This is a genomic window from Streptomyces sp. H27-H5, assembly GCF_026627505.1.
GTDB lineage: Bacteria > Actinomycetota > Actinomycetes > Streptomycetales > Streptomycetaceae > Streptomyces.
In genome coordinates this window covers 24,489-49,562 of record NZ_JAPNLK010000064.1, presented here as the reverse complement: position 1 = coordinate 49,562, position 25,074 = coordinate 24,489, and the positions used below count along the sequence as shown (strand labels likewise).

The window sequence follows — 25,074 nt, the reverse complement described above, 5'->3', positions numbered from 1 at the left end:
ACCACCTCCGACCTGGACGATCTCCTGGCCAGGCTCGACCAGCACACCGCCGATCACCCAGAAGAATCCTCCGCCGCCAAGGCCGCGTGATCAACCCCCGAAGGACTTACGACGCAGACCACTAAGCGGGCACCCGGCGGGGCATCGCGTCGACAACAGGGCCGGGCGGGCATGGCGTCGACACCAGGGCGGGGCAGGGCGTCGGCGGCCGGGCGGGGCGGCGTAGGGCGTCGGCCGCCGGGCGGGGTCAGTTGGCGAGGGAGTCCGCGCCGGCCTTCGCGAACTTCTCGTCCAGGTCGCCGCTCGGGGCGCCGGCCACGCCGATGCCGGCGACCGGGGCGCCCTTGGCCTGGACCGGGGTGCCGCCGCCGAGGAAGAGGGTGCCCGGGATGTCCTTCAGGTTCGGGGTCTGGGCGAGCCGACCGGCCAGCACCGAGGTCGGGGCGTTCCAGGACACGGCCGTGTACGCCTTGCGCTGCGCCGACTCGTAGGACTGCGGGCCGGCGCCGTCGCCGCGCAGGGTGACCAGGGTGTTGCCGTTGCGGTCCACGACCGCGACCGTCACCTTCTGACCCTCCTTCTCGGCGGCCTTGAGCGCGGCCTGGGCGGCGCGGGAGGCGGCGTCGACGGTGAGGTGGGTCGAGGTGGTGAAGTTCCTGTCGTCGTCCTTCTTCGAGGAAGCGGCCTGGACGGCCGCCGCCGGGGCGGACTCGCTCTGCGCGGCGCTCGCGCTGACGGCACCGAAGGTCCCGGCGCCGAGCGCGACGGCGAGAGCGGTACCGGTGAGAACGCGGGTGCGGGTGTTCATGTCTGCTCCTGGATGCGTCGGACTCGTTTCCTGCTGCTCCAAGCCTCGGCCCGCAAACCCCGTCCGTCCGTCGCCGTACCGGCTCGCGCCGGCCGGCACACCGGTTGACCCGGGGGTCAACCGATCGGCCGATGTGCACGGGGTACGCGGACGGATTGGCTGGTCAGAGCGCGCCCGCGATCGGCGCGCGCACCGGCGGCTCCGTTCGAAGGCCTCGCCGACGCGTCAGGATGGACGTACGCACCACCCCACCCCAGGAGCACCCCGTGAGCCCCGCACCGCTGCGGAAACCCGACACCCGCGCCCTGGCCACCGTCATGCACGCGGCGTTCTTCCTGCTCCTCGGCGCCTCCGTGGCCCGCTTCCTGCTCCGGCACCCCGGCGAGCCCCGCACCCCGTGGATCATCGCCCTCAGCATCGTCCTCGCCCTGCTGTACGTCCTGGGCCCCGCCCTCGGCGCCGCGCCCACCCTGCGCAGACTCCTGTGGCTCGGCCTGGTCGTGGCCACCTGGGTGGTCCTCGTCGTCCTCGCGCCGAGCTTCGCGTGGTGCGCCGTACCGCTCTTCTACACGGGCCTGCGCACCCTGCCGCCCCGCGCGGCCGTCGTGCTCGTGGCCCTGCTCACCGTGTTCGTGGTGGCCGCCCAGCTGAAGCTGTCCCAGGACTTCGACCCGAACCTGTTGCTCGCCCCGCCCGCGGTCGCCGCGCTCGCCACGGCCGTCTTCGTGCACACCGAACGCCAGGCCGAGGCCCAGCGCGCATTGATCGACGACCTGATCCGGACCCGCCGGGAACTCGCCGCCACCGAGCGCCGCGAGGGCACCCTCGCGGAACGCCAGCGACTGTCGATGGAGATCCACGACACCCTGGCCCAGCACCTGTCGAGCCAGCAGATGCTGCTCCAGGCCGCCGACCGCACCTGGGACAGCGATCCCGGCACCGCCCGCGCGCACGTCCGTACCGCCACCGACATCGCCGCTCGCGGCCTCGCCGAGGCCCGCCGCCTGGTCCACGACCTGGCCCCGCCGGAACTCGCGGGCGGCGCCGGCCTCGCCGACGCCCTGCGCGCCCTCGACGCCGGCCCCGACATCGAGGTCCGCTTCCACCTGGAGGGCACCCCGACCCCCCTCCCGGACCGGGCCGAATCCGCCCTCCTGCGGATCGCCCAAGGCGCGCTGGCCAACGTCCGCGAACACTCCGGCGCCCGAACCGCCGCCCTCACCCTGAGCTTCCTCGGCGACCAGGTGGTCCTGGACATCGCGGACGACGGCCACGGCTTCACACCCTCCCCGCAGGCCGCCGGCCGAGGCGGATCCGGTCCGGGCAACCGCGGGCACGGCCTCCCGGCCATACGCGCCCGCGTCAGCCAGCTCGGCGGCGACCTCACCGTCGAATCCACCCCGGGCGAGGGCACGGTCCTCTCCGCCTCGATCCCCCTGGAGCCCACCGGATGACGACGATCCTGCTCTGCGACGACCACGTGGTGGTCCGCGCCGGCCTGCTCGCCCTGCTGGGCAGCGAGCCCGACATCGAGGTGCTCGGCGAAGCCGGCAGCGGCGAGGAAGCCGTCGCGCTGGCCGCCAAACTCCGCCCCGACGTGGTCCTGATGGACCTCCAGCTCGGGGAGGGCATCGACGGCGTCGAAGCCACCCGCCGCATCACGGCGCTCACCGACCCGCCGCACGTGCTCGTACTGACCACCTACGACACCGACGCCGACATCACCCGGGCCATCGGGGCGGGCGCCACCGGCTACCTCCTCAAGGCGGAACGCCCCGAGGAACTCTTCGCCGCGATCCACTCCGCGGCGGCCGGCCGCACCACGCTCTCCGCGCCGGTGGCCAGCCGGGTCATGGCCCACATGCGGGGCACCCGGCCCACCCTGACGGACCGTGAACTGGACATCCTCGGCCAACTGGCCCGCGGCCTCGGCAACCGGGACATCGCCCGGGCCCTGTTCATCAGCGAAGCCACGGTCAAGACCCACCTGGGCCGCATCTACGACAAGCTCGGCGTGGACACGCGCGCGGGGGCGGTGTCGGTGGCGAAGGAACAGCGCCTGCTGCCGTGACGGTCGGTCCCGGCTGCGCCGGGTGGTTGCTGCCTTGCTGTCGTCTGCTGCGGGTCCCGGCTGCGCCGGGCGCCTCAAGCGCCGGCGGGGCCGGGCGGGGCCGGGCGGGGGGTCGGTGCCGGGGTGGGGTGTCGTCCTGGACTGTGTGATTTGGGCGCCCTGGGTTGGGTTGCTCTGTCGGGCGGTGGTCACGCGCCACACATCCCACTTCTACGTCCCGGCCAACACCCCACCCCGTCCCCGCCCCCGACCAACCGTCCGACCCCCGTCAATCCAGCCTCACCGGCCGGTCCGGCTAATCCAGCCCCGCCGGCGTTTGAGGCGCGGGTGCGGGCCACCCTTCCGGTTCGGGTCGGCCAATCCAGCCCCGCCGGCGTTTGAGGCGCGGGGTCCGGGGCGGAGCCCCGAAAGCCCGGCGGAGCCGGGGCCGCTCCGCGCGACGGTGAGCGGCTGACGCACCGGCCGCCCCGCCCATCTCCAGCCCCGCCGGCGGCGCGGGCAGCGTCGAGGTCGCCCGGGTCGCCGCCGCGTGGACGGCCGTCAACGTCCGTTGATCAACGGCCCGCCAGGGCCCCGGCGCCGGGAGGGGCGGGCCCGTGACACCATCGGGTACGTGCTCGACATCGGCTACTCCCTCTCCCGGCGCTTCCCCGACCCCCCGCAGACCGACTACCGCTCGGCGGACGTCCACACGCTGCGCCACGACCTGTTCTGCGGGGACGTCTACCTCGCCGACACCCACGCGGACCGGGAAGTGTCCACAGCCTGGGGATGGGTTCCGGTACTGGACTTCGCCTGGGCGCTCTGCGACATCGTCGAGCAGCTCGACCAGGACCCGCGCGGGAGCCGTTCCGCCAACCGGCAGTACGCCGAACTCGACTTCACCGAGTCCAGCGACCGGATGCTGTTCGAGCGCCGCTTCGGCTGGGTGGACATCGAGGCGGACTGGATGCCGGCCGAGGAGGACCCGCTGACCTTCACGCACCGCCTGCTGCGCCGCGAGGCCCGGGACTTCCTGCACGACGTGATCGCGGACCTCGTCGACATGCACGACGGACTCGGCGACAACCCGGTCATCTGGACGCTCCAGTCCCGCTTCCCCCGCGTTCCCGCGTAGCCCCGAACGCTTCCCCCGCGCCCCCGCGTAGCCCCGCGCCCCGAACGCGTCCCCCGCCCGCTTCCCCCGCCCCCGCCTACGGCACCACCCGCAGCCCGAGCTGCGCCGCCAGTGCCGGGGCCAGGTCGAACAGCTGCGAGGGGCTGATCACCGCCCCCGACAGGGCCTCCACGCCGCGCGCGATGCCCAGCTCGGCCGCCTCCCGCAGGTCCACGTCCGTCATCCGCGCCCCGCTGAAGTCCGCCCCGCGCAGCGTGACGTCCCGGAACTCCACGCGCTCCAGCACCGCGCCCCCGAAGTCCGGCTCCACCAGCACGCACCCCTCGAACACCACGTCCTTGAGCCGGGCGCCGCGCAGGTTCAGGTAGTCGATCTTGCCGCCTCGTACGACGACCCGTTCCAGTACCGCGCCGTGCAGTTGGATCCCGCCCAGGCGGGCCTCCACCAGTTCCACGTCCCGCAGCGAGGCTCCCGACAGGTCCGTGCCCACGCCCCGCACCCCCTCCAGCACCGAGTCCAGGAAACGGGCCTTCGTCAGCCCCGTCTCGTCCAACGCGCACCGCCGCAGCGCGCAGTCCATGAACCGCGCCCCGACCCCCTCCTGCCCGACCAGGTCGAGGTCCGCGAACTCCAGCCCGTCGTAGTCCCCGTCCGGCTCCAGTTCACCGCCCCGCCACCCCACGAGCTCCGGCAGCCGCACCTCCGGCCGTCGTGCCGCCTTCACCGTCCGGGCCCGCTCGTTTCGCACCATCGCACCATCGTGACCCACCGCACTGACAAAGCCCCGAAGACCCCCTGGGGCCCCCGGCAACCCCCGGCAACCCTTGACCTCAACCCAGGTCGAGGTCCGAGGCTGACCCCATGGACACCACCCCCGACACGCACACCGCCCCGGGCACGACCGGCGGCCCCGACACCATGAACGCCGTTCGCCTGCACGCCTTCGGCCCCGCCGAGAACCTCACGTACGAGCGCGTGCCCGTCCCCGTTCCCGCCCCCGGGCAGGTCCGCATCGCCGTCGCCGCCGCCGGCGTCCACCTCCTCGACACCGCGCTCCGCGAGGGCGTCCAGGGGCCCGCCCCCGCCCTCCCCGAACTGCCGACCGTCCCCGGCCGGGAGGTCGCCGGCACCGTCGACGCCCTCGGTCCCGGCACCGATCCCGCCTGGCTCGGGCGGGAGGTCGTCGTCCATCTGGGGTTCGCCCCCGGCGGCTACGCCGAGTACGCGGTCGCCGCCGCCGACCGGCTGCACCCCGTACCGCCGGGCCTCGACCCCGCCCGGGCCGTCGCCATGATCGGGACCGGCCGCACCACCCTGGGGATCCTCGGGTTCGTCGACCTCGGCCCGGGCTCGGTCGTGGTCGTCACGGCCGCCGCCGGCGGCATCGGCACGCTGCTCGTGCAGTACGCGAAGAACGCAGGCGCCACCGTCGTCGCCCTCGCCGGCGGTCCCGTCAAGGCGGGCCTGGCCCACGCCAACGGCGCCGACCTCGCCCTCGACTACAACGACCCCGGCTGGGCGGCGGCCGTACGCGCCCACCACCCCGGCGGAGTGGACGTCCTCTTCGACTCCGCCGGCGGGGCCGTCTCCCGGGCGGCCCTCGACCTGCTCGCGCCCGGCGGACGCCGGCTCGTCTTCGGCTGGTCGGGCGGCGAGCTCACCCTCACCGACGCCGAGCGCGCCGCCCTCACGGCCCGCCGCGTCACCAGCGAGGTCGTCCTCGGCCCGGCCATGCTGCGGCGCGTCGACGCCCCCGACCCGATCCGCGCCCTGGAGACGCGGGCCCTCGCGGAGGCCGCGGTCGGCCGGCTGCGGCCGGCGATCCAGCGCTATCCCCTGTCCCGGGCGGCCGCCGCCCACGACGCGCTCGCCTCCCGCGACACCACGGGCAAGGTCGTCCTCGTCCCCTGAGCCGCGCCGGCCGTCACCCCGCCCGTCGGCCGGCCAACAGCAGTTCGGCGGTCACCAACTGCTCCTCCTGCAACGGTTCCCCGTCCTCCACGTCCCACAGGCAGTTCTGCAACACCCGCCCCAACGTCCAGGCCCGAGTCCGATCCCGGTCCAGGCCCATCACCTCCGTCATCAGGTCGAAGCGCCACCACACGTCGTCCGCCGCGAAGTGTTCGCCGATCGCCGGCATCAGGTCGAAGCCCGGATCGCCGGCCAGCGGCTTCGGGTCGATCGCCAGCCACGGCTCCCGCCCGCCCGCGAGCACGTTGTCGTAGTGCAGGTCCCAGTGGAGCAGCCGGTCCCCCGGCTCCCCCACCACCTCCGCCACCGCCGCCGCGCAGCTCCGCAGCACCCCGCGCCCCCGCTCGTCCAACCCGCCGAGGGCGTCCGGCACGTCCGCCAGCATCGCGCCCGCCACGTCGCCCAGCCCGCGCACTCCCGCCGGCGCCGGCACGGACGTCAACCGCGCCAGCAGTTCCGCGATCACCCGTACCGCCTGCCGTACGTCCCGGGCCGCGAGCACCGACAGGTGCCGGCCCGCGTCCAGCCGCTCCAGCAGCATCGTGCCCGTCGACGCGTCGTGGTCCAGGAGCCGTACGCTGCCGTCCCCGCCCCACGCCCGCAGCGCGAGGTGCTCCCCCGCGCTCTCCTCGTCCAGCGCCTGCAACTTCAGCGCGGCCGGCGTGCCGTCGGCCCGCTCCACCGGAAGCACCAGCGCCGTCACCCCGTGCATCCCCGGGCCCGTCCGCGTCAGCCCCCACCGCTCCAGGAACTCCGCCGCCCGCGCCGGCAACACGGCGATGAACTCCCGCCCCGCGTCGCCGTTGTACCTGATCTGGGCCTCGACCAATCCGGTCGGAATCTCCACCATCCTCCCGACCCTACGTCCGCACACCTGTGCCGCGCCGGACCCCGGATGACCCGCCGCCACCCGGGGTACGCACCCCGTCGACACCGTAGGCCGCAGCACCGAGGGAGACCCGCACATGACCGTGTCCGACCGCTACCGCAAGGCCTGGGACGGCTACTGGGAGCAGAGCAACGGCGAACCGGGCGAACCGTTCTGGGACGCGGACGCCTCCCTGACCGCCGAACGGGACATCGCCCTCCTCGCCCCCCACGCCGACCCGGCCCTGCCCCTCGCGGACCTCGGCTGCGGGAACGGCACCCAGACCCGCCACCTCGCCACCCGGTTCGCCGTCGTCGTCGGTGTCGACCTCTGCGCGGCCGCCGTCGCACACGCCCGCCGCGCCGACCCCGCGGGCACCGCCACGTACGAGCAGCTGAACCTGGCCGACGACTCCCAGGCCCACGCCCTCCACGACCGGCTCGGCGACACCCACGTCTACATGCGGGCCGTCCTGCACCAGAGCGACCCCGAGGACCGGCCGTCGGTCGCCGCCTGCGTCGCCACCCTCGTCGGGGACCGCGGCCGGGCGCTCGTCCTGGAACCGACCGGCGAGGCCAAGGCCGTTCTCCAGGACCACGCGGAGCGGTCCGGCGGGCCCTCCCCGAAGCTGCGCCGCGTCAAGGAACACGACCTGCGCCCCGGCGAGGTCGCCGACGGCGAGATCGCCGGGCTCCTGCGCGGCGCCGGCCTGCACGTCCTCGACGAGGGCGAGACGGCCCTGGCGATGAGCGAGACCCGCGCCGACGGCACCCCCGTGATGCTCCCCGCCCGCTGGTTCGTGGCCGGCCGCCGCCCCTGACCCACCCCCGGCCGCCGGCACGCGTACGTCCAGCCGTGGACCCGCCGCATCAGCCAGAAGGCCGCGCATCCCGCCCCGGAACCCGGCACCGCGTCCCTGGACACCCCTTCGCGACGAGGTGTAGCAACTCCCCCATGACGATCAACGGCGGAATCTCCTTCTGGCACGCGACGGACGCCGGCGCCCCCCGGCCGCCCCGAACCCCCCTCACCGGCGACGCCACGGCCGACGTCGTCATCGTCGGCGGCGGCTACACCGGCCTGTGGACCGCCTACCACCTCAAGACCTCCGCACCCGACCTCCGCGTCGTCGTGCTGGAGCAGAAGACCTGCGGCTACGGGGCGTCCGGCCGCAACGGCGGCTGGCTCTACAACGGCGTCGCCGGCCGCGACCGCTACGCCGAGCTCCACGGTCACGACGCCGCACGCCGCCTCCAGCAGGCCATGAACGAGACCGTCACCGAGGTCATCCGCACCGCCGCCAAGGAGGGCATCGAGGCCGACATCCACCACGGCGGCGTCCTCGAAGTCGCCCGCACCCCCGCCCAACTGACCCGCCTCAAGGCCTTCCACGCCGCCGAACTCGCCTTCGGCGAGAGCGACCGCGAACTGTACGACGCCACCGACACCCGGGCCCGCGTCGACATCACCGACGCCATCGGCTCCAGTTGGTCCCCGCACGGCGCCCGCGTCCACCCCCTGAAGCTCGTCCTCGGCCTGGCCGCCGCCTGCGAACGGCTGGGCGTCGTCATTCACGAGTCCACCCCCGTCACCGACATCGCCCCCGGCCGGGCCGCCACCCCCCACGGCACCGTCCGCGCCCCGTACGTACTGCGCTGCACGGAGGGCTTCACGGCCGCCCTCAAGGGCCAGAAGCGGTCCTGGCTCCCGATGAACTCCTCGATGATCGCCACGGCCCCGCTGCCCCCCGAGGTCTGGGACTCCCTCGCCTGGTCCGGCCGGGAGGTGCTGGGCGACATGGCCCACGCCTACATGTACGCCCAGCGCACCGCCGACGACCGCATCGCGATCGGCGGCCGCGGCGCCCCGTACCGCTTCGCCTCGCGCGCGGCCGGCGCCGAGAACACGGGCAGCACGGACCCCGCCACCGTCGCCGCGCTCACCACGCTCCTGACCTCCTTCTTCCCGCGGCTGGCGGGTACGGAGATCACCCACGCGTGGTCCGGGGTACTCGGCGTCCCCCGCGACTGGTGCGCCGGCGTCACCCTGGACCGCCTCACGGGCCTCGGCTGGGCCGGCGGCTACGTCGGCTCCGGCGTGGCCACCTCCCACCTGGCCGCCCGCACCCTGCGCGACCTGGTCCTGGGCGATTCCACGGAACTGACCGCCCTCCCCTGGGTCGACCACCGCGTCCGGCGCTGGGAGCCGGAGCCCTTCCGCTGGCTCGGCGTCCACGCCCTGTACGCCGCCTACCGCGAGGCGGACCGCCGCGAGAGCGCCACCGGCACCCCGAACACCACCGCCCTGGCCCGCCTCGCGAACCGCGTGTCAGGCCGCCACTGACTCCCACCCCCACACGCCGAAGGCCCCGGACCACAAGGATCCGGGGCCTTCGTACCCGTACGAACTGTCCGGGTCGGCACGTGTCCGACCTGGGATGGAGCCGCCTATCGGAATCGAACCGATGACCTGATCATTACAAGTGAACTGCTCTACCAACTGAGCTAAGGCGGCACACGCGACGCTGCGCAGCACGCAGAATCGCCTTCACTCTACACAGCCGCCAGACCGCGTCGCGAAGACCTTTCCGGGCCTCGTAACCCCTCGCCCCCGCGTTCGCTCTCCGTACGAGAGTTCACATCCGACTATCGGACCGTAGGGCTGGGGGAGAGCGTGGCAGCAGCCGCGGATCAAGGAGCGCGCGTCGTCGGCGACGAGGCCGGGCGGGTCAAACGCGAGGTCCTGGGCATCCCCGACCAGCGCAAGCATCGGGGGCGCACGGCCAAGCCGGTGGCCGGTCGGGTGAAGGAACCGGGAACGCAACAACGCGTGTACCGCCTGGCCAAGCACAACGAACCGCTGGACGTGCGCTGGTCCCGTCCGATGCCGCCCGGCGTGACGCCGGTCAAGCTGACGGTGGTCCGCGACCGGGCCGGCCGCTACTTCCTCCACGCTCTCGTGGAAGAACACAGCAACAGGGGCAAGGCCCGGGAGAGGATCGCCAAGCTCCACGCCTCCCTCAGCGACGCCCGGAAGGACGGGCTCGACCAGCTCACCACCCGCCTCGTGCGCGAGAACCAAGTGCTCGTCGTGGAAGATCTGGCCGTCGCACAGCTGACCCGAGCCTCCTCCGGAGGCACGCGCCGTGAAGCAGGAAGTGTCGCTCGCGAGGGCGACGAGGGGAACAAGAGGGAACCCCTCTGCCCCGAGGTCAAAAATGCGTTGCTCTGGCCGGACAGCCCCGCGGGCGGTGAAGTCGGCCGCGTCCGGGTGCTGACAGAACGGGCGTGGCCGGGGTAGCGTCGGGCGGAGTCCGATTACTGGACTAGACCTTCCACTCGGATCGTCCGGCACGTTCCTGCCGGTAGAAGGGATTCATCACCATGGCTTCTGTCACTTTCGAGAAGGCGACCCGGCTGTACCCCGGCGGCGACAAGCCCGCCGTGGACCAGCTCCAGCTGGAGATCGAGGACGGCGAGTTCCTCGTCCTCGTCGGCCCCTCCGGCTGCGGCAAGTCCACCTCGCTGCGCATGCTCGCCGGCCTGGAGGACGTCAACGGCGGTGCCATCCGCATCGGTGACCGCGACGTCACGCACCTGCCGCCCAAGGACCGGGACATCGCGATGGTGTTCCAGAACTACGCGCTCTACCCGCACATGTCCGTCGCCGACAACATGGGCTTCGCGCTCAAGATCGCCGGCGAGGACAAGGCGACCATCCGCCGCAAGGTGGAGGACGCGGCGAAGATGCTGGACCTCACCCAGTACCTCGACCGCAAGCCGAAGGCCCTCTCCGGTGGTCAGCGCCAGCGCGTCGCGATGGGTCGGGCGATCGTCCGCAAGCCGCAGGTCTTCCTGATGGACGAGCCGCTGTCGAACCTCGACGCCAAGCTCCGCGTGTCCACCCGTACGCAGATCGCCGCCCTCCAGCGCGACCTGGGCATCACCACCGTCTACGTCACCCACGACCAGGTCGAGGCCATGACGATGGGCGACCGCGTCGCGGTCCTCAAGGACGGCCTGCTCCAGCAGGTGGACACCCCCCGCAACATGTACGACCGTCCCGCGAACCTCTTCGTCGCCGGCTTCATCGGCTCGCCCGCCATGAACCTGGTCGAGGTCCCGATCACCGACGGCGGCGTGAAGTTCGGCGACAGCGTCGTCCCGGTGTCGCGCGAGGCGCTGTCCGCCGCCGCCGACGCGGGCGACCGCACCGTCACGGTGGGCGTCCGCCCCGAGCACTTCGACATCGGCGACACCGGCGGCCTGACCATCACCGTGAACGTGGTCGAGGAGCTCGGCGCCGACGGCTACGTCTACGGCTCGACCTCCGAGGCCGAGGGCAAGCAGGACATCGTGGTCCGCGTGAACGGCCGCCAGGTCCCGGAGAAGGGCTCGACGCTGCACGTGGTGCCGCGCGGCGGCGAGATCCACGTGTTCTCGACGTCCTCGGGTGCCCGTCTCTCCGACTGACGTCCACACGGCGGCAGATGGGCCGTGAACGGGTGACACACGAAGGGGCGCTCCGCCAAGGGGCGCCCCTTCGGCGTGAGTTGTACGCGCGGCCCCGGCGCGGTCCGCGCGTACGGCGGCCGACCCCGGTTCGGCCCCGGCGGCCGCCGGCGCGCCAACCCCTGCGGGAACCCCGGCAGACCGGGCCATTCAGCCCTACTCGTCAACCCCTTATTCGAAAAGCCACATCGAACCATCCCCCGACCGGGTGACTAAATGTCGCCCGATCCTCACCGAGCGCTACTCTCGCCCTCGTGACCCACTCTGCCCGCCGTATCGGCCGTTCCCTCGCCCTGGTCCTGCCCGTCGTCCTGGTCCTGTCCGGCACCCTCGCGGTCACCATGGTCCCCTGGTCGGACACGTCCTCGTCCCAGGTCCTGACCGCGTCCGCCGAGGGTGTGTCCGTCCCCGCGAAGCCGCGCGCCGCACAGGACGTGCTGCGCGACAAGCTGCTCACCGAGCTGCAGGACGGCGCACAGCCCGGGGCCGTCCTGACGCACCTCCAGCAGGAGGTGGACCGGCGGCCTTCCCTCGCCGCGCACTGCGTGGGCATCGCGCGGGCGCTCGGCCGCGCCGCGGTGGACGCGTACGGGCCCACGAAGGCCCAGTCGTTCGCCCGGCCCGTGTGCGACACCTCGTACGCGACCGGCGTCGCCTCCATGGGCTGACGCACGCCGCGTCGCCCTCCGCCGGAGTCGGGGTCTCCCTACTCTGACCGCCATGACCGACGTTCCCCCCGCAGCACCCCAATCCACCCATGACGCGGCCGCGTTCCCGGCCCGCCCGACCCAGGCAGTGATCCTGGCGGGTGGCCAGGGTTCGCGGCTGCGCCCGTATACGGACGACCGGCCGAAACCGATGGTCGAGATCCCGGGCACGGGCATCCCGATCATCGGGCACCAACTCGCCTGGCTGGCCTCGGAGGGGGTCACCGACGCGGTGGTGTCCTGCGGGCATCTCGCGGAGGTCCTCCAGGACTGGCTGTCCCGGGCGCGCCTGCCGCTGCGGGTGACCACGGTGGTCGAGGAGGAGCCGTTGGGGCGCGGCGGCGGCCTCAAGTACGCCGCGCGCAGGCTCCCGTACCCCGACGAGCCCTGGTACGCGACCAACGGCGACATCTGGACCCGGTTCTCGCTGCGGGAGATGGCGGCCTTCCACACGGAGCGCGGTGCGACCGCGACGCTCGCGCTGGCCCGCCCGCGGATCCCGTGGGGGGTCGTGGAGACGAACGAGTTCGGGCAGGTGCTGGACTTCATCGAGGCGCCGCCGTCGCCTTATCTGATCAACGCCGGCGTATACGTCTTCGGCCCCGAATTCACCGCACTCCTGCCCGAGTTGGGTGATCACGAGCGGACCACCTTCCCCCGGCTGGCCCGGGAACGTCGCCTGGCGGGCTTCCCGCTGCCCCAGGGCGCCTACTGGCGGGCCATCGACACCGCCAAGGACCTCACCGAGGCCGCCCGGGAGTTGGCCGCGCAGAGCGGCACCTGAGCGGCACCTGAGCGCCTCCCGGGCCGGGCCCCGCCCGAGCCTCCCGATCGCCCACCCCGCCGACCCGGTACGCCAAAGAGCCCGGCGCGGTACGCGAATGGGGCCGCGGTACGCGAAGGGGCCCGGCGCGCTCATCGCGCGCCGGGCCCCCCTCCGTACGATCGTCGCGTCCGGTCAGCCGCCGATCAGGCCGCCCACCAGGCCGGGCTTCCTGGCCGGGGTACCGCCGCTGCCGCCACCGCTGGCGTTGCCGCCCGTCGCACTGCCCGCGCTGCCGTTCCCGGAGGACGAGGACGGCGCCTTCTGCGGGCTGGACTGGCGCGGGGCGCTGCTGCGCGGGCTGGACTGGCTGCCGGAGCCGCGGGTCGCGGAGGGCGACTGCGCTCCGGTACCGGCGGTCTCGCGGGCCGCGGAACCGGTGCTGCCGCGGCTCGACTTGCTGGTCGGGGCCGAGGCGCCGGCCGACGGCGAGGCCTTCTTCACGGGCTGCTTCGGGGTGGACTGCCGGGGGGACGGCTGCTGCTTGGTCGGGGTCTGCGGCAGCGGGGTCCCGGGCAGGTAGTTGCTGGGGGCGCGGCCCGGTCCGGGGACGGTGACCACGGCGGTGGAGCGGACGGCGCCGCCGAGCAGCGAGCCGATGAGCAGGGTGAGTCCGCAGACGACGGTGGCCATGACGGCTCCGCGCCGCAGGACCCGCCGGCGCAGCCGCCAGACCTCGCTGCGCGGTCCGAGGGTGCGCCAGGCCTCGCCGGCGAGGCGTCCGTCGAGGGAGTAGACGGGGGCGCCGGCGATGATCAGCGGGCTCCAGGCGGCCAGGTAGATGATGTCGGGGGCGTCGTAGGCGGGGACGGTCTTCCAGCTGACCGTCATCAGCAGCGCGGCCGACAGCAGCGCCCCGAAGCAGGCGGCGAACCGCTGCCACAGGCCGAAAACCGTCAGGACGCCGACGATGACCTGGAGGAAGGCCACGCTGAGGCCGGCGCCGACCGGGTGCGCGAGCGCGAAGTCGCGCAGCGGTTCGGCGAGTGCCCACGGCTGGAGGGTGTGCAGCCAGGTCACCATGGAGCCGCGTTCGCCGCCGTCGAAGTAGACGGGGTCGCACAGCTTGCCCATGCCGGCGTAGATGGAGATGAAGCCGAGGAAGACGCGCAACGGGAGCAGCACGACGCCCAGGTTCATCCGGCGGCCGGGGTAGTACTGGGCCTGGGCGCGGGAGTCCGCGGCGGCCCGGCGGGAGTCCGCCCCGCCTCCGCCCGGTCCGTCGCCGTCGCGCGGGTCGTACGACAGGTCCCGTACGGCGGCCGGCGGACGCGTCTCGTCCGGGTCCCCGTAGCTGCGCTGGCCGATGACGGTCGGCGTGACGAGGGTGTCGTCGGCGAGGTCCTGCGCGAGGTCGACGCGCGGGATGGTCTGGGTGGCGCCGCCGTCGTACTCGTCGGAGCCGCGCCCGGCCTCCCGTACGGCCTGGAGGAGTCCCCCCATGGCCGCGGAGTCGCCGGGGGCGGCCTTGCCGCTCCAGACGACGGGGGCCCGGCGGCGGGTGGCCCCGGCGACGGCGGCCGCGGCGGCGACGCCGAGGACGGGTGCGCGGCCATGGGCGTTCGCGGGCTTGGAACGCGCGCTCGGGCTCGGTGCGAGCCGCACGCGGAAGCTGGCGTGGTTGACGATGACCTGTGCGGGATCGCACGGCACCTTGACCATGCTCAGCGCGGGCTGGTCGTCGAACCCTGACGTTCTGGTGTCCACACTCATCTAACCGAGTGATCAGTGGTTAGGACACTGCCTTGACATCAGGGATCTGTCCGAGACCCGTCAAGATCAAGTCACCCCGCCCGAATCGGGCGGGGTGACACGCTCACGGGTCATATTCCCTGAGCCAAGTGGATCAAGGGGGTTGGTCCGTTCAGAGGCGGGGGGCCTCGGCGCGGCGGCGTGCGGCCTCGTACAGGACGACGCCCGCCGCGACACCGGCGTTGAGGGACTCGGCGCCACCGGGCATCGGAATCCGGACGAGGTAGTCGCAGTTCTCGCCGACCAGGCGGCCCAGTCCCTTGCCCTCGGAACCGACGACGATGACGACGGGACCGACGAGCGCCTCCAGGTCGTTCACCGTGTGGGTGCCCTCGGCGGCGAGGCCGACGATGGTCATGCCGGCCTTCTTGTAGTCCTGGAGGGCGCGCGTCAGGTTGGTGACGCGGGCGACCGGGGTACGGGCGGCCGTGCCGGCCGAGGTCTTCCAGGCACCGGCGGTCATGCCGGCGGCGCGGCGCTCGGGGATGACCACGCCGTGGCCGCCGAAGGCGGAGACGGAGCGGACGATCGCACCGAGGTTGCGCGGGTCCGTGACGCCGTCGAGGGCGACGATCAGCGGGTCCTCGCCGTTGTCGTGGGCGGCGGCGGCGAGGTCCTCCGGGTGCGCGTACTCGTACGGCGGGACCTGGAGCACCATGCCCTGGTGGTTGAGCCCGTTGGTCATCCGGTCGAGCTCGGGGCGCGGGGCTTCCATCAGGTTGATGTTGCCGCGCTCGGCCGCGAGCTGGAGGGCCTCGCGGACGCGCTCGTCGTTCTCGATGAACTGCTGGACGTACAGGGTCGTGGCCGGAACACCGTCACGCAGCGCCTCGAAGACCGGGTTGCGGCCGACGACCATCTCGCTCGTGCCCTTGGGACCGCCGCGGCGCGGGGCCGGGCGGCGCTTGGCCGCCTGTCGGGCCATCGCGTTGCTGATGCGGTTCGCCTTGTGCTTCTTGCGGTCCTCGGCCTTGGGCGTGGGGCCCTTGCCCTCCAGGCCCCTGCGCCGCTGGCCACCGCTGCCGACCGTCGCGCCCTTCTTGTTGGACGTGCGGCGGTTCCTGCGCTGGCTGTTCCCGGCCATGACTTCTACCTGTTTTCGTTGGTGCTGCGGTGTGTACGTATGAAGAGTGTGCCGCCCGGGGGGCCGGGCGGCACAGTCGGACTGCTCCGGTGGTACTGCTCCGATGGGCTCAGCGGGGGCCGAGCGTCCAACGGGGTCCCGTGGGGCTGTCCTCGATGACCAGGCCGGATTGCTGGAGCTGGTCGCGGATGGCGTCGGCGGTCGCCCAGTCCTTGCGGCCGCGGGCGGACTCGCGCTGTTCCAGGACGAGGCGTACGAGCGTGTCCACGGCGCCGTGCAGGTCCTCGCCCCGGTCGGTCTCGCCCGCCCAGTGCGGGTCGAGCGGGTCCAGGCCGAGGATGCCCAGCATGGCCCGCACCTCGGACAGGCGCGCGATGGCCGCGTCCTTGTCGTCGGCGGCCAGGGCGCTGTTGCCCTGCCGGACCGCGGTGTGGACGATGGCGAGCGCCTGCGGGACACCGAGGTCGTCGTCCATGACCTCGGCGAAGGCGAGCGGGACCTCCGCGGCGGGCTCCACGGGCCCGCCGGCCTTCTCGATGACGCGCTGGTAGAAGCCCTCGATGCGCGCGAAGGCCGACTCCGCCTCGCGCAGCGACTCCTCGCTGTACTCGATCATCGAGCGGTAGTGGGGGGTGCCGAGGTAGTAGCGCAGGACGATCGGGCGCCACTGCTTGACCATCTCGGAGACGAGGACCGAGTTCCCGAGGGACTTGGACATCTTCTCGCCGGACATGGTGACCCAGGCGTTGTGCACCCAGTACTTCGCGAACTCGTCGCCGAAGGCCTTGGCCTGGGCGATCTCGTTCTCGTGGTGCGGGAAGATCAGGTCGAGCCCGCCGCCGTGGATGTCGAAGGCGCTGCCGAGGTACTTGTGCGCCATGGCGGAGCATTCCAGGTGCCATCCGGGGCGACCGCGGCCCCAGGGGGTCTCCCAGTCGGGCTCGCCGGGCTTGGTGGCCTTCCACATCGCGAAGTCGCGGGGGTCCCGCTTGCCCGTGATGCCCTCCTCGGAGGGCTGGCGCAGGTCGTCGATGTTCTGGTTGGAGAGTTCCAGGTAGCCGGGGAAGGACCGCACGTCGAAGTAGACGCTGCCGTCGGCCTCGTAGGCGTGGCCGCGCTCGATGAGCGTGCGCATCATCTCGATCATCTCCGGCACGTGACCGGTGGCGCGGGGCTCGTACGTGGGCGGGAGGCAGCCCAGCGCGTCGTAGCCGTCGTTGAAGGCGCGCTCGTTCTCGTAGCCGATGGACCACCAGGGGCGGCCCTGCGTCTCGGCCTTCGCGATGATCTTGTCGTCGATGTCGGTGACGTTGCGGATGAAGGTGACGTCGAGGCCGCGGTAGGCGAACCAGCGGCGCATGATGTCGAAGTTCAGGTACGAACGGACGTGCCCGATGTGCGGGGCGGCCTGCACCGTGGCGCCGCACAGGTAGATCGAGACACAGCCCGGCGTGAGGGGGGTGAAGTCACGGATCTGCCGGGCGCTGGTGTCGTACAGGCGAATAGTCACGGCATCCAGGGTAGTGCGCGCGTAGCAGTGCCCCGCGACCCTTTGGGGACGCGGGGTGACGTTTGTGGCGCGGGACCCGGCGCGAACGCTCTCACTCGGGCGATTTCCCACTGTTCGTCCGGTAGACGAGGGCCGTGGCGATGGCGGCGAGGCCCTCGGCCCGGCCGGTCAGGCCCAGGCCGTCGGTCGTGGTTCCGGACACGGCGACGGGGGCGCCCGCCGCGGCGGCGAGCGCCTTCTGTGCCTCATCGCGCCGCCTGCCGATCTTCGGGCGGACGCCGATCACCTGGATCGCGATGTTGCCGATCTCGAAGCCCTCGGCCCGCACGATCCGGGCGGCCTCCGCCAGCAGGGTGACCCCGGCGGCGCCGGACCACTCGGGGCGGGAGGTGCCGAAGTGCGCGCCGAGGTCGCCGACGCCGGCGGCGGAGAAGAGGGCGTCACAGGCCGCGTGGGCGGCGACGTCGCCGTCGGAGTGGCCGGCGAGGCCGTCCTCTCCCTCCCACAGAAGGCCCGCGCACCACAGTTCGCGGCCGGCCTCGAAGGCGTGCACGTCGGTGCCGATGCCGACCTGCGGGATCGGGATCTGGGGACTAGTAGGCATCGGTGGCCCTCCTGCGGGCGAGTACGGCCTCGGCGAGGACCAGGTCGAGCGGACGGGTGACCTTGAAGGCCTCTTCGTGGCCGGGCACCACCACGACGGTGACGCCCAGCTGTTCCACCATGCCGGCGTCGTCGGTCGCTCCCTCGCCGCGTACGGCGACCCGCTCGTGGGCCCGTACGAGCGTGGCGAGGTCGAAGCCCTGCGGGGTCTGCACGGCGCGCAGACGGGCCCGCTCGGGCGTGGCGACCACCGGCTCGGGCTCGCCGGGCTTCCCGGGCTCGACCTCCTTGACGGTGTCGGCCAACGGCAGCGCCGGCACCACGGCGGGGGCGCCCTGACGGACGGCCTCGACGACGGAGTCGACGGTGTCCACGGGCACCAGCGGCCGGGCCGCGTCGTGGATCAGCACGGCGGTGACGTCGGCCGGCAGCGCGGCGAGACCGGCGCGCACGGACTCCTGGCGGGTCTCCCCGCCGGGCACCACGAGGATCTCGGTCCGCTCGGGCAGCGCGTGCTCGTCGAGCATGCGGCGCACCCCGGGGGCGCCGTCGGGCGGGGCGACGACCACGACGAGGGAGACCGCGCGGGAGCGGGCCATCGCGCGGACGGCGTGGATCAGCATCGGGATCCCGCCGAGGGTCCGCAGCGCCTTGGGGGCGCCGGGACCGAGGCGCAGCCCGCGCCCGGCGGCCGGGATCACGGCGGCGGTGCGGGGGGTGCGCGTTGCGTCAGACATCAGTGACTCCGAGCCAGGTTTGTGACTTCGGCCGACATGGGTATGGCCTCAGGGGTGCCGGGTGCGACGCCCTCGCCCCTTCCGTGACGACCGGTCGAGCCGGCTGCCCGGACCCGGCACGCCAGTGAGGTCGGCACTTTGGTGGTCCGCACTTCGGTGGGGCTTGCACCACGGGGTGAAAACCAGCAGGGTGGGCACCGCGGAGCGCGTTCCATGGAAGTTGCTGGGACAAGCAGCGCAGGCAGTGTGCGCAAGCATGGGTACAGACATGCCGCAGCGCCCGGCGACAAGTTTCCTTGTCATCGGGCACCGCGGCACGACTGTGTACGACCGGTTGTGTGCGACCGGTGTTCGCGTCAGGACGCGAGAACCTCGTCGAGGAGAGCCTCGGCCTTGTCCTCGTTGGTGTTCTCGGCGAGCGCGAGTTCACTCACCAGGATCTGGCGCGCCTTGGCGAGCATGCGCTTCTCACCAGCGGAAAGCCCGCGCTCACGCTCACGACGCCACAGGTCACGCACGACCTCGGCGACCTTGATGACATCGCCAGAAGCGAGCTTCTCCAGATTTGCCTTGTAGCGCCGGGACCAGTTCGTCGGCTCTTCGGCATACGGTGCGCGAAGCACCTCGAAGACCCGGTCCAGCCCGTCCTGGCCGACTACGTCGCGAACGCCGACGAACTCCGCATTGTCCGCAGGCACACGAACCGTCAGGTCGCCCTGGGCGACCTTGAGCACCAAGTAGGTCTTGTCCACGCCTTTGATCTGACGAGTCTCAATGGCCTCGATCAGCGCGGCCCCGTGATGGGGATAGACCACGGTGTCGCCAACCTTGAACGTCATGTGACAGGTACCCCTTCCGTGGCTATCCAGGGTAACACGAGAACGGACTGTTATGAATGGCGTTTTCGCAGGTCAGGGCACATCTCGGGGCTTGACAACAGCGACACGAACGTGCTGCGAAGGGCTTGCGGAAGGGGGTATTCGCAGGTCGGAGGTGCTGTGCGGACCAGGAGAAACGGCCACGTTACACCTGACAGGTACCCCGTCCAGTGTGATGTACATCCCGTTTTGCCCGTTTCCGCAACCGAAAACCCGACTACTCCGTTCGACTGGCGGGCGGACGTACGGAGCGGTTCCGGCCCAATCTCGAATTGATCATCGAGGGGTGTTCGGAGGATTCCCGGAATTGATCACCGAACAGCCCGCGCACGATATGGGGAATGCGAGATCACGGACGGATCCCCCGAAGATCGCGGGGTGATCGCCGAACCGACGCAGGGCGGCCGGCGCCCTGCGGAGGGTCGGGTGCGGGGGCGGGGCGGCGGCTCGGTAACCTAAGCGCGCTGACACACCCTTAGGACGGCTTTACCTCAGCCGCCCCAGGGGGAACCTCCCAGCGCACTGGCTGGGGGCGTCCACCCTCCGTCCGAACGTCCAAGGAGTTGCCGCCGCCGTGAGCCGCAGCCTTCGACGCGGCGCCCTCGCCGCTACCGCCGTCGTCTTCTCGATCGCTGCGCTCGCCGCATGCGGAGCGGGCAACAACGCCCAGACCCTCGAGATCAAGCCGGACAACGCCGCCATCACCAAGGGCGACATCAAGATCCAGAACGCCCTGGTGATCACCCAGAGCGAGCAGGACAAGAAGGGCCCGGCGGCCGTCTCGGCGACGGTCTTCAACACCGGCACCCAGGCGCAGACCCTTGACGGCATCACCCTCGCGGGTGGCAAGAGCAAGGTCGTCCTGAAGAACGCCGAGGGCGCGGGCAAGATCACCGTGCCGGCCGGCGGCTCCGTCGTCCTGGGCGGCGCGGGCAACGCCTCCGCCGTGGTCGTGGGCGGCCGCGAGGCCGTCGAGGACGGCAACGTCCAGAAGGTCACCTTCCAGCTCAGCAGCACCGGCGACGTGGCGCTGGACGCCTTCGTGGTCCCGGCCGCGGGCATGTACGCGGGCTATGGCCCGACCGTGGCCCCGGTCGCCGCGCCGAGCCCGTCGGCCTCCCCGTCCGGGTCCGCCTCCGGGTCCCCCTCGGGCACCCCGTCCGGTGGTCCCTCCGGGTCCGCCGCGGGCACCCCCTCCGGTTCCGCCTCGGGCAAGCCCTCGGGCTCCCCGTCGCAGAGCGCCGGGCACTGAGCCCCGGCCGTCACGACGTACGTACGGGAAGGGCCCCCGACCGCTCCGGCGGTCGGGGGCCCTTCCCGTGGTGCGACCCGACCCGGGTCGGGTCGGCGGCGCCGGCCTACGGCTCGAACTTGTAGCCCAGGCCGCGCACGGTGACCAGGTAGCGCGGGGCGCCCGGGTCCGGCTCGATCTTGGCGCGCAGGCGCTTGACGTGGACGTCGAGGGTCTTGGTGTCGCCGACGTAGTCGGCGCCCCAGACCCGGTCGATGAGCTGCATGCGGGTCAGTACGCGGCCCGCGTTGCGCAGCAGCATCTCCAGCAGGTCGAACTCCTTGAGCGGGAGGTCCACCTTGCCGCCGGAGACGGTGACCACGTGCCGGTCGACGTCCATCCGTACCGGACCGGCCTCCAGGGCCGCCGGGGTGACCTCCTCCGGCTCGCCGCGGCGGCGCAGCACCGCGCGGATGCGGGCGACCAGCTCCCGCGAGGAGAAGGGCTTGGTGACGTAGTCGTCGGCTCCTATCTCCAGCCCGACGACCTTGTCGATCTCGCTGTCCTTGGCGGTCACCATGATCACGGGGACGTTGGAACGGCCGCGCAGCTGCCGGCAGACCTCGGTACCGGGCAGGCCGGGGAGCATCAGGTCGAGGAGGACGAGGTCGGCGCCGTTGCGCTCGAACTCGTCGAGCCCGTCGGGCCCGGTCGCGGCGATCGCGACCTCGAATCCCTCCTTGCGGAGCATGTAGGACAGGGCGTCGCTGAAGGATTCCTCATCCTCGACGACGAGCACTCGGGTCACGGAAGGACCTCCGGGGCAGGGATGGCTGTTTCTGTTTCAAGCAGGGGTCGGGCGGGTGCGGGGGCCGTCGCAGGGGCCTGCGCGGCCGCTTCGGGCAGGCGCAGGGTGAACGTGGAGCCTTGGCCCTCGGAGCTCCACACCGACACCTCCCCGCCGTGCGATGCCGCCACGTGCTTCACGATCGCGAGGCCCAGTCCGGTTCCTCCCGTGGCGCGGGAGCGGGCCGGGTCCACGCGGTAGAAGCGCTCGAAGACACGCTCGCGGTCCTTCTCCGGGATGCCGATGCCCTGGTCGGTCACGGCTATCTCGATCAAGTCTCCTCCCGGCGCGGTGACCCGGCGCGCGGCGATGCCGACGCGGGTGCGGGCCGGGCTGTAGTTGACGGCGTTCTCCACCAGGTTTCCGAGGGCGGCCGCCAGCTGCCCCCGATGTCCCCACACCCGCAGTTCGGCGGTGCCGCCGGCGGCCATGGTGATCTGCTTGGAGGTGGCCGTGTGCCGACAGCGGTCGATCGCCTCGGCCACGAGGGTGTCCACCCGCACGGGCTCGGCGTCCTCCAGGGCCTCGTCGTTCTGCACCCGGGAGAGGTCGATGAGCTCCTGTACGAGGTTGATCAGGCGGGTGGACTCGATCTGCATCCGGCCCGCGAAGCGGCTGACCGCCTCGGGGTCGTCGCAGGCGTCCATGACCGCCTCCGAGAGGAGGGAGATCGCCCCGACGGGGGTCTTCAGCTCGTGCGACACGTTCGCGACGAAGTCGCGGCGCACCGCCTCGATGCGGCGGGCCTCGGTGAGGTCCTCGACGAGCAGCAGCACCAGGCGGGAGCCCAGCGGTGCCACGCGGGCGGAGACCGCGAGGGCCTCGCCGCGGCCGGTGCCGCGGCGGGGCAGGTCCAGTTCGATCTGTCGTATCTCGCCGTCCCGGCGGGTGTCGCGCGCCATGTGGAGCATGGGTTCCACGGCGAGCTTGCCGCCGCGGACCAACCCCAGGGCGTACGCCGCCGAGCTGGCCTTGACCACCGCGTCGCCCTCGTCGAGGACGACGGCGGAGGAGCGGAGCACGGAGAGCACGGTGTCCACGCCGGGCGGGAGCACCGCGTTGATGTCGGGGCGCATGGAGCTCCGGGTGGGGCGGGCCTGGTCGCGCTCGCTCCAGCGGAACGCCAGCATCGCGATCACACCGGTGCAAAGACCGGCGATCGCTGCAGCTGCGGCGACCGCCGCGTTCACGTCCATGCACCCAGGTTAAGCAGGTGCAACGACACTTCCACAGCCGTTCGGGTGGCAGCTCGAACACTCGTCGCCCAGAGTTCACCCTGGCGACGGGGTTGATTCACTTGCGGTGCCGGAGTCGGACGCGTTCGAGGCCCACCGTGGCAACGTGAGGCAAGAAGCCACGCAGCGATAGGGCAGTAGTAGTAAGAGCCCGCGACATCAGCGGGCGAGCAGTCGAGAGAGGGACCACCATGCGCGACGCGTACCACGAGGAACTGGACTCGATCGGAGAAAGCCTGGTCGAGATGGCCCGGCTCGTCGGTTCCGCGATCGGGCGGGCCACGACCTCGATGCTCGACGCCGACCTGAAGCTGGCCGAGAGCGTCATCGCCGGGGATCAGAAGGTCGACGACCTCCAGCACGACCTGGAGGCGCGGGCCATCGCCCTGCTGGCCCGGCAGCAGCCGGTCGCCACCGACCTGCGCATCGTCGTGACCTCGCTGCGGATGAGCGCCGACCTGGAGCGCTCCGGCGACCTGGCGCAGCACGTGGCGAAGCTGGCGCGGCTGCGCTTCCCGGACACGGCGGTACCGCGTGACCTGCACGCGACCATCCTGGAGATGGGTCAGCTGGCGCAGCGCCTGATGGCGAAGGCGGCCGAGGTCATCATCACGAAGGACGTCGACCTGGCCCTCCAGCTGGAGCAGGACGACGACGAGATGGACCAGCTGCACCGCACGCTGTTCCAGCACCTGATGGACGACCGCTGGAAGCACGGCATCGAGACGGCCGTCGACGTGACGCTGCTGGGCCGGTACTACGAGCGGTTCGCGGACCACGCGGTGTCGGTCGCGAAGCGCGTCGTGTACCTGGTGACGGGCGAGCACGCGGACGAGCTCCAGCAGCCGACGCAGGTGGAGGGCGTCTGACGCGTGTGACACGTCGGACGGGGTCGGGTGCGGGAATCCTCGCGGGTCGGAGCGGGAGTCCTCGCGGGTCGGAGCGGGCGCCGGGCGGATCGGGCCGAGCCCCAATGCGCCGTTGACGCGCCGGTGCGGCTGGGCATGAATGAGGCGAAGGCACGAAGGCACCACGCCGTACGACGACCTGTGCGCACGCCGCCTGCGAGGAGGATCCATGTCCGATTCCCCCGTCCCCATCACCCCGGAACACGAGCAGCCGCAGCCCCGGGAACCGCTCCGCCTGCCGTTGCTCGCGGCCTGTGGGTGCGGCTCGGGCTGCGGCTGCGGCTGCCAGTCCGGCGCCCCCTGCCAGTGCGGCGGCTGACCCCGGCCGCACGTACGCACGTAAGCGAGGGCCCCGTCCGATCCCGTCGGACGGGGCCCTTCGCACTTGTTCGGTGTGTTCGCCGACGTGACCTGCTCATCCCTCCGGCGCCGCCCGGCCCCGGTCAACGAGAAGCCCCCGCCCGCCAGGTATCGGCGGGTGGGGGCTGGTTCGTGCGTGGGGGTTACTTCTTGCCCTGGTTCTTGACGGCCTCGATGGCGGCCGCGGCGGCGGCCGGGTCGAGGTAGGTGCCGCCCGGCTTGAGGGGCTTGAACTCGGCGTCCAGCTCGTAGGCGAGCGGGATGCCGGTCGGGATGTTGAGGCCCGCGATGTCCTCGTCGGAGACGCCGTCCAGGTGCTTGACCAGGGCGCGCAGCGAGTTGCCGTGCGCGGCGACCAGGACTGTGCGGCCGGCGAGCAGGTCCGGGACGATGCCGTCGTACCAGTACGGCAGCATGCGGACGACGACGTCCTTGAGGCACTCGGTCTTCGGGCGCAGCTCCGGCGGGATGGTCGCGTAGCGCGGGTCCTCGGACTGCGAGTACTCCGTGCCGTCTTCGAGGGCCGGCGGCGGGGTGTCGTACGAGCGGCGCCACAGCATGAACTGCTCCTCGCCGAACTCGGCGAGGGTCTGGGCCTTGTCCTTGCCCTGGAGGGCGCCGTAGTGGCGCTCGTTCAGGCGCCAGGAGCGGTGGACGGGGATCCAGTGGCGGTCGGCTGCCTCCAGCGCCATCTGCGCGGTGCGGATCGCGCGCTTCTGGAGCGAGGTGTGCACGACGTCGGGGAGCAGGCCGGCGTCCTTGAGCAGCTCACCGCCGCGGACCGCCTCCTTCTCGCCCTTCTCGTTGAGATTGACGTCCACCCAGCCGGTGAACAGGTTCTTCGCGTTCCACTCGCTCTCGCCGTGACGGAGGAGGATCAGCTTGTACGGTGCGTCGGCCATGCGTACGAGCCTAATGGACGCCTCGGGGCGCTCGCGCGCGGTGTGCCAGGGGGATCCGGGGCCTTCCGTACGGGCCGCAGGACCCTCTCGTTCGGCCCTCGGGAGGGCCTCGTTTGACGCTCGGCGTCAATTGACTGGCGGGGCACCACGG

Annotated in this window: 25 protein-coding genes and 1 tRNA gene; 13 read left to right on the top strand and 13 right to left on the bottom strand. The window is 72.3% G+C overall.

Annotated features, from left to right (window positions below):
• Positions 1-247: 247 nt before the first annotated feature.
• Positions 248-808: a GlcG/HbpS family heme-binding protein gene (locus OTB19_RS28070; RefSeq protein ID WP_267801287.1), complete on the bottom strand. Its 561-nt coding sequence runs from the start codon at positions 806-808 to the stop codon at positions 248-250.
• A gap of 230 nt (positions 809-1,038) precedes the next feature.
• Here OTB19_RS28070 and OTB19_RS28065 point away from each other — a divergent pair, with 230 nt between their 5' ends.
• The 3 genes from OTB19_RS28065 (at position 1,039) to OTB19_RS28055 (ending at position 3,996) form a co-directional block, all read left to right on the top strand.
• Positions 1,039-2,262, top strand: coding sequence for a sensor histidine kinase (locus tag OTB19_RS28065; RefSeq protein WP_420716925.1), 1,224 nt, complete (start codon positions 1,039-1,041; stop codon positions 2,260-2,262).
• Positions 2,259-2,879, top strand: coding sequence for a response regulator (locus OTB19_RS28060; RefSeq protein ID WP_053681157.1), 621 nt, complete (start codon positions 2,259-2,261; stop codon positions 2,877-2,879). Before OTB19_RS28065 ends, OTB19_RS28060 begins: the two co-directional genes overlap by 4 nt.
• A 613-nt stretch (positions 2,880-3,492) precedes the next feature.
• A complete protein-coding gene (locus tag OTB19_RS28055; protein WP_053678538.1) occupies positions 3,493-3,996 on the top strand; it encodes a hypothetical protein in 504 nt (167 codons plus the stop codon).
• 76 nt (positions 3,997-4,072) lie between these two features.
• On the opposite strand, the gene OTB19_RS28050 is transcribed toward OTB19_RS28055, so the two are convergent.
• Entirely contained in the window at positions 4,073-4,747 is a 675-nt protein-coding gene (locus OTB19_RS28050; protein ID WP_267801286.1) for a pentapeptide repeat-containing protein, read from the bottom strand.
• Positions 4,748-4,914: 167 nt separating this feature from the next.
• On the opposite strand from OTB19_RS28050, the gene OTB19_RS28045 reads away from it, so the two are divergent.
• Entirely contained in the window at positions 4,915-5,907 is a 993-nt protein-coding gene (locus OTB19_RS28045; RefSeq protein ID WP_267801288.1) for a zinc-binding dehydrogenase, read from the top strand.
• A 13-nt stretch (positions 5,908-5,920) separates the two neighbouring features.
• On the opposite strand, the gene OTB19_RS28040 is transcribed toward OTB19_RS28045, so the two are convergent.
• Positions 5,921-6,817 (bottom strand): aminoglycoside phosphotransferase family protein, encoded by an 897-nt coding sequence (locus tag OTB19_RS28040; RefSeq protein WP_267801285.1) that lies wholly within the window; start codon positions 6,815-6,817, stop codon positions 5,921-5,923.
• A gap of 115 nt (positions 6,818-6,932) precedes the next feature.
• Between OTB19_RS28040 and OTB19_RS28035 the strand changes: the two genes are divergently transcribed.
• Positions 6,933-7,655, top strand: coding sequence for a methyltransferase domain-containing protein (locus OTB19_RS28035; RefSeq protein WP_267801284.1), 723 nt, complete (start codon positions 6,933-6,935; stop codon positions 7,653-7,655).
• 134 nt (positions 7,656-7,789) lie between these two features.
• Positions 7,790-9,178, top strand: coding sequence for an NAD(P)/FAD-dependent oxidoreductase (locus OTB19_RS28030; protein ID WP_267801283.1), 1,389 nt, complete (start codon positions 7,790-7,792; stop codon positions 9,176-9,178).
• Between the two features lie 95 nt (positions 9,179-9,273).
• On the opposite strand, the gene OTB19_RS28025 is transcribed toward OTB19_RS28030, so the two are convergent.
• Positions 9,274-9,349: transfer RNA gene (locus OTB19_RS28025), tRNA-Thr, on the bottom strand.
• Positions 9,350-9,508: 159 nt separating this feature from the next.
• Here OTB19_RS28025 and OTB19_RS28020 point away from each other — a divergent pair.
• From OTB19_RS28020 to OTB19_RS28005, 4 genes are all read left to right on the top strand, one after another.
• On the top strand, positions 9,509-10,135 hold the full coding sequence (locus tag OTB19_RS28020; RefSeq protein ID WP_267801282.1) for a transposase: 627 nt from the start codon (positions 9,509-9,511) through the stop codon (positions 10,133-10,135).
• Positions 10,136-10,218: 83 nt separating this feature from the next.
• Positions 10,219-11,307, top strand: coding sequence for an ABC transporter ATP-binding protein (locus tag OTB19_RS28015; protein WP_267801281.1), 1,089 nt, complete (start codon positions 10,219-10,221; stop codon positions 11,305-11,307).
• A gap of 293 nt (positions 11,308-11,600) precedes the next feature.
• Entirely contained in the window at positions 11,601-12,014 is a 414-nt protein-coding gene (locus OTB19_RS28010; RefSeq protein WP_053680849.1) for a hypothetical protein, read from the top strand.
• 52 nt (positions 12,015-12,066) lie between these two features.
• Positions 12,067-12,837 carry a nucleotidyltransferase family protein gene (locus OTB19_RS28005; protein ID WP_267801280.1) on the top strand — a complete coding sequence of 257 codons (771 nt, stop codon included), beginning with the start codon at positions 12,067-12,069 and terminating at the stop codon, positions 12,835-12,837.
• A gap of 174 nt (positions 12,838-13,011) precedes the next feature.
• Here OTB19_RS28005 and OTB19_RS28000 read toward each other — a convergent pair whose 3' ends face one another.
• From OTB19_RS28000 to OTB19_RS27975, 6 genes are all read right to left on the bottom strand, one after another.
• Positions 13,012-14,589, bottom strand: a complete 1,578-nt coding sequence (locus OTB19_RS28000) for a DoxX family protein (protein ID WP_267801279.1) — start codon at positions 14,587-14,589, stop codon at positions 13,012-13,014.
• 151 nt (positions 14,590-14,740) lie between these two features.
• Positions 14,741-15,712 carry a 23S rRNA (guanosine(2251)-2'-O)-methyltransferase RlmB gene (rlmB, locus tag OTB19_RS27995; RefSeq protein ID WP_267801278.1) on the bottom strand — a complete coding sequence of 324 codons (972 nt, stop codon included), beginning with the start codon at positions 15,710-15,712 and terminating at the stop codon, positions 14,741-14,743.
• Positions 15,713-15,821: 109 nt separating this feature from the next.
• Entirely contained in the window at positions 15,822-17,222 is a 1,401-nt protein-coding gene (gene cysS, locus OTB19_RS27990) for a cysteine--tRNA ligase (RefSeq protein ID WP_267801277.1), read from the bottom strand.
• 91 nt (positions 17,223-17,313) lie between these two features.
• The gene (gene ispF, locus OTB19_RS27985) at positions 17,314-17,826 is read right to left on the bottom strand and encodes a 2-C-methyl-D-erythritol 2,4-cyclodiphosphate synthase (protein ID WP_267801276.1); all 513 of its coding nucleotides are present in this window, start codon (positions 17,824-17,826) and stop codon (positions 17,314-17,316) included.
• Positions 17,816-18,562 (bottom strand): 2-C-methyl-D-erythritol 4-phosphate cytidylyltransferase, encoded by a 747-nt coding sequence (gene ispD, locus OTB19_RS27980; RefSeq protein ID WP_267801275.1) that lies wholly within the window; start codon positions 18,560-18,562, stop codon positions 17,816-17,818. Before ispD ends, ispF begins: the two co-directional genes overlap by 11 nt.
• 356 nt (positions 18,563-18,918) lie before the next feature.
• Positions 18,919-19,401: a CarD family transcriptional regulator gene (locus OTB19_RS27975; RefSeq protein ID WP_003953493.1), complete on the bottom strand. Its 483-nt coding sequence runs from the start codon at positions 19,399-19,401 to the stop codon at positions 18,919-18,921.
• A 613-nt stretch (positions 19,402-20,014) separates the two neighbouring features.
• Here OTB19_RS27975 and OTB19_RS27970 point away from each other — a divergent pair.
• Positions 20,015-20,692 carry a DUF461 domain-containing protein gene (locus OTB19_RS27970; RefSeq protein WP_267801274.1) on the top strand — a complete coding sequence of 226 codons (678 nt, stop codon included), beginning with the start codon at positions 20,015-20,017 and terminating at the stop codon, positions 20,690-20,692.
• A 106-nt stretch (positions 20,693-20,798) separates the two neighbouring features.
• Here the strand turns inward: OTB19_RS27970 and OTB19_RS27965 are convergent, their stop codons facing one another.
• Positions 20,799-21,479 carry a response regulator transcription factor gene (locus OTB19_RS27965; RefSeq protein WP_030009598.1) on the bottom strand — a complete coding sequence of 227 codons (681 nt, stop codon included), beginning with the start codon at positions 21,477-21,479 and terminating at the stop codon, positions 20,799-20,801.
• The gene (locus OTB19_RS27960; protein WP_053680830.1) at positions 21,476-22,714 is read right to left on the bottom strand and encodes a sensor histidine kinase; all 1,239 of its coding nucleotides are present in this window, start codon (positions 22,712-22,714) and stop codon (positions 21,476-21,478) included. Before OTB19_RS27960 ends, OTB19_RS27965 begins: the two co-directional genes overlap by 4 nt.
• A 230-nt stretch (positions 22,715-22,944) precedes the next feature.
• On the opposite strand from OTB19_RS27960, the gene phoU reads away from it, so the two are divergent.
• Together phoU and OTB19_RS27950 are read left to right on the top strand one after the other, a co-directional pair.
• Positions 22,945-23,622, top strand: coding sequence for a phosphate signaling complex protein PhoU (gene phoU, locus OTB19_RS27955; protein ID WP_267801273.1), 678 nt, complete (start codon positions 22,945-22,947; stop codon positions 23,620-23,622).
• 208 nt (positions 23,623-23,830) lie between these two features.
• Positions 23,831-23,980 carry a hypothetical protein gene (locus OTB19_RS27950; protein WP_199826583.1) on the top strand — a complete coding sequence of 50 codons (150 nt, stop codon included), beginning with the start codon at positions 23,831-23,833 and terminating at the stop codon, positions 23,978-23,980.
• A 184-nt stretch (positions 23,981-24,164) separates the two neighbouring features.
• Here OTB19_RS27950 and OTB19_RS27945 read toward each other — a convergent pair whose 3' ends face one another.
• Positions 24,165-24,923 (bottom strand): phosphoglyceromutase, encoded by a 759-nt coding sequence (locus tag OTB19_RS27945; protein WP_267801272.1) that lies wholly within the window; start codon positions 24,921-24,923, stop codon positions 24,165-24,167.
• Positions 24,924-25,074: the final 151 nt, after the last annotated feature.

What these genes read in the sequence shown, in the direction of transcription:
- ispD (WP_267801275.1), bottom strand. Translation starts at nt 18,562, where the DNA reads ATGTCTGACGCAACGCGCACCCCCCGCACCGCCGCCGTGATCCCGGCC.
- OTB19_RS28040 (WP_267801285.1), bottom strand. Translation starts at nt 6,817, where the DNA reads ATGGTGGAGATTCCGACCGGATTGGTCGAGGCCCAGATCAGGTACAAC.
- OTB19_RS27945 (WP_267801272.1), bottom strand. Translation starts at nt 24,923, where the DNA reads ATGGCCGACGCACCGTACAAGCTGATCCTCCTCCGTCACGGCGAGAGC.
- OTB19_RS28005 (WP_267801280.1), top strand. Translation starts at nt 12,067, where the DNA reads ATGACCGACGTTCCCCCCGCAGCACCCCAATCCACCCATGACGCGGCC.
- OTB19_RS28000 (WP_267801279.1), bottom strand. Translation starts at nt 14,589, where the DNA reads ATGAGTGTGGACACCAGAACGTCAGGGTTCGACGACCAGCCCGCGCTG.
- OTB19_RS27975 (WP_003953493.1), bottom strand. Translation starts at nt 19,401, where the DNA reads ATGACGTTCAAGGTTGGCGACACCGTGGTCTATCCCCATCACGGGGCC.
- OTB19_RS28050 (WP_267801286.1), bottom strand. Translation starts at nt 4,747, where the DNA reads ATGGTGCGAAACGAGCGGGCCCGGACGGTGAAGGCGGCACGACGGCCG.
- OTB19_RS28045 (WP_267801288.1), top strand. Translation starts at nt 4,915, where the DNA reads ATGAACGCCGTTCGCCTGCACGCCTTCGGCCCCGCCGAGAACCTCACG.
- phoU (WP_267801273.1), top strand. Translation starts at nt 22,945, where the DNA reads ATGCGCGACGCGTACCACGAGGAACTGGACTCGATCGGAGAAAGCCTG.
- OTB19_RS28035 (WP_267801284.1), top strand. Translation starts at nt 6,933, where the DNA reads ATGACCGTGTCCGACCGCTACCGCAAGGCCTGGGACGGCTACTGGGAG.
- OTB19_RS28070 (WP_267801287.1), bottom strand. Translation starts at nt 808, where the DNA reads ATGAACACCCGCACCCGCGTTCTCACCGGTACCGCTCTCGCCGTCGCG.
- OTB19_RS28030 (WP_267801283.1), top strand. Translation starts at nt 7,790, where the DNA reads ATGACGATCAACGGCGGAATCTCCTTCTGGCACGCGACGGACGCCGGC.
- OTB19_RS27960 (WP_053680830.1), bottom strand. Translation starts at nt 22,714, where the DNA reads ATGGACGTGAACGCGGCGGTCGCCGCAGCTGCAGCGATCGCCGGTCTT.
- OTB19_RS27950 (WP_199826583.1), top strand. Translation starts at nt 23,831, where the DNA reads ATGTCCGATTCCCCCGTCCCCATCACCCCGGAACACGAGCAGCCGCAG.
- rlmB (WP_267801278.1), bottom strand. Translation starts at nt 15,712, where the DNA reads ATGGCCGGGAACAGCCAGCGCAGGAACCGCCGCACGTCCAACAAGAAG.
- OTB19_RS28065 (WP_420716925.1), top strand. Translation starts at nt 1,039, where the DNA reads ATGGACGTACGCACCACCCCACCCCAGGAGCACCCCGTGAGCCCCGCA.
- OTB19_RS28060 (WP_053681157.1), top strand. Translation starts at nt 2,259, where the DNA reads ATGACGACGATCCTGCTCTGCGACGACCACGTGGTGGTCCGCGCCGGC.
- ispF (WP_267801276.1), bottom strand. Translation starts at nt 17,826, where the DNA reads ATGCCTACTAGTCCCCAGATCCCGATCCCGCAGGTCGGCATCGGCACC.
- OTB19_RS28015 (WP_267801281.1), top strand. Translation starts at nt 10,219, where the DNA reads ATGGCTTCTGTCACTTTCGAGAAGGCGACCCGGCTGTACCCCGGCGGC.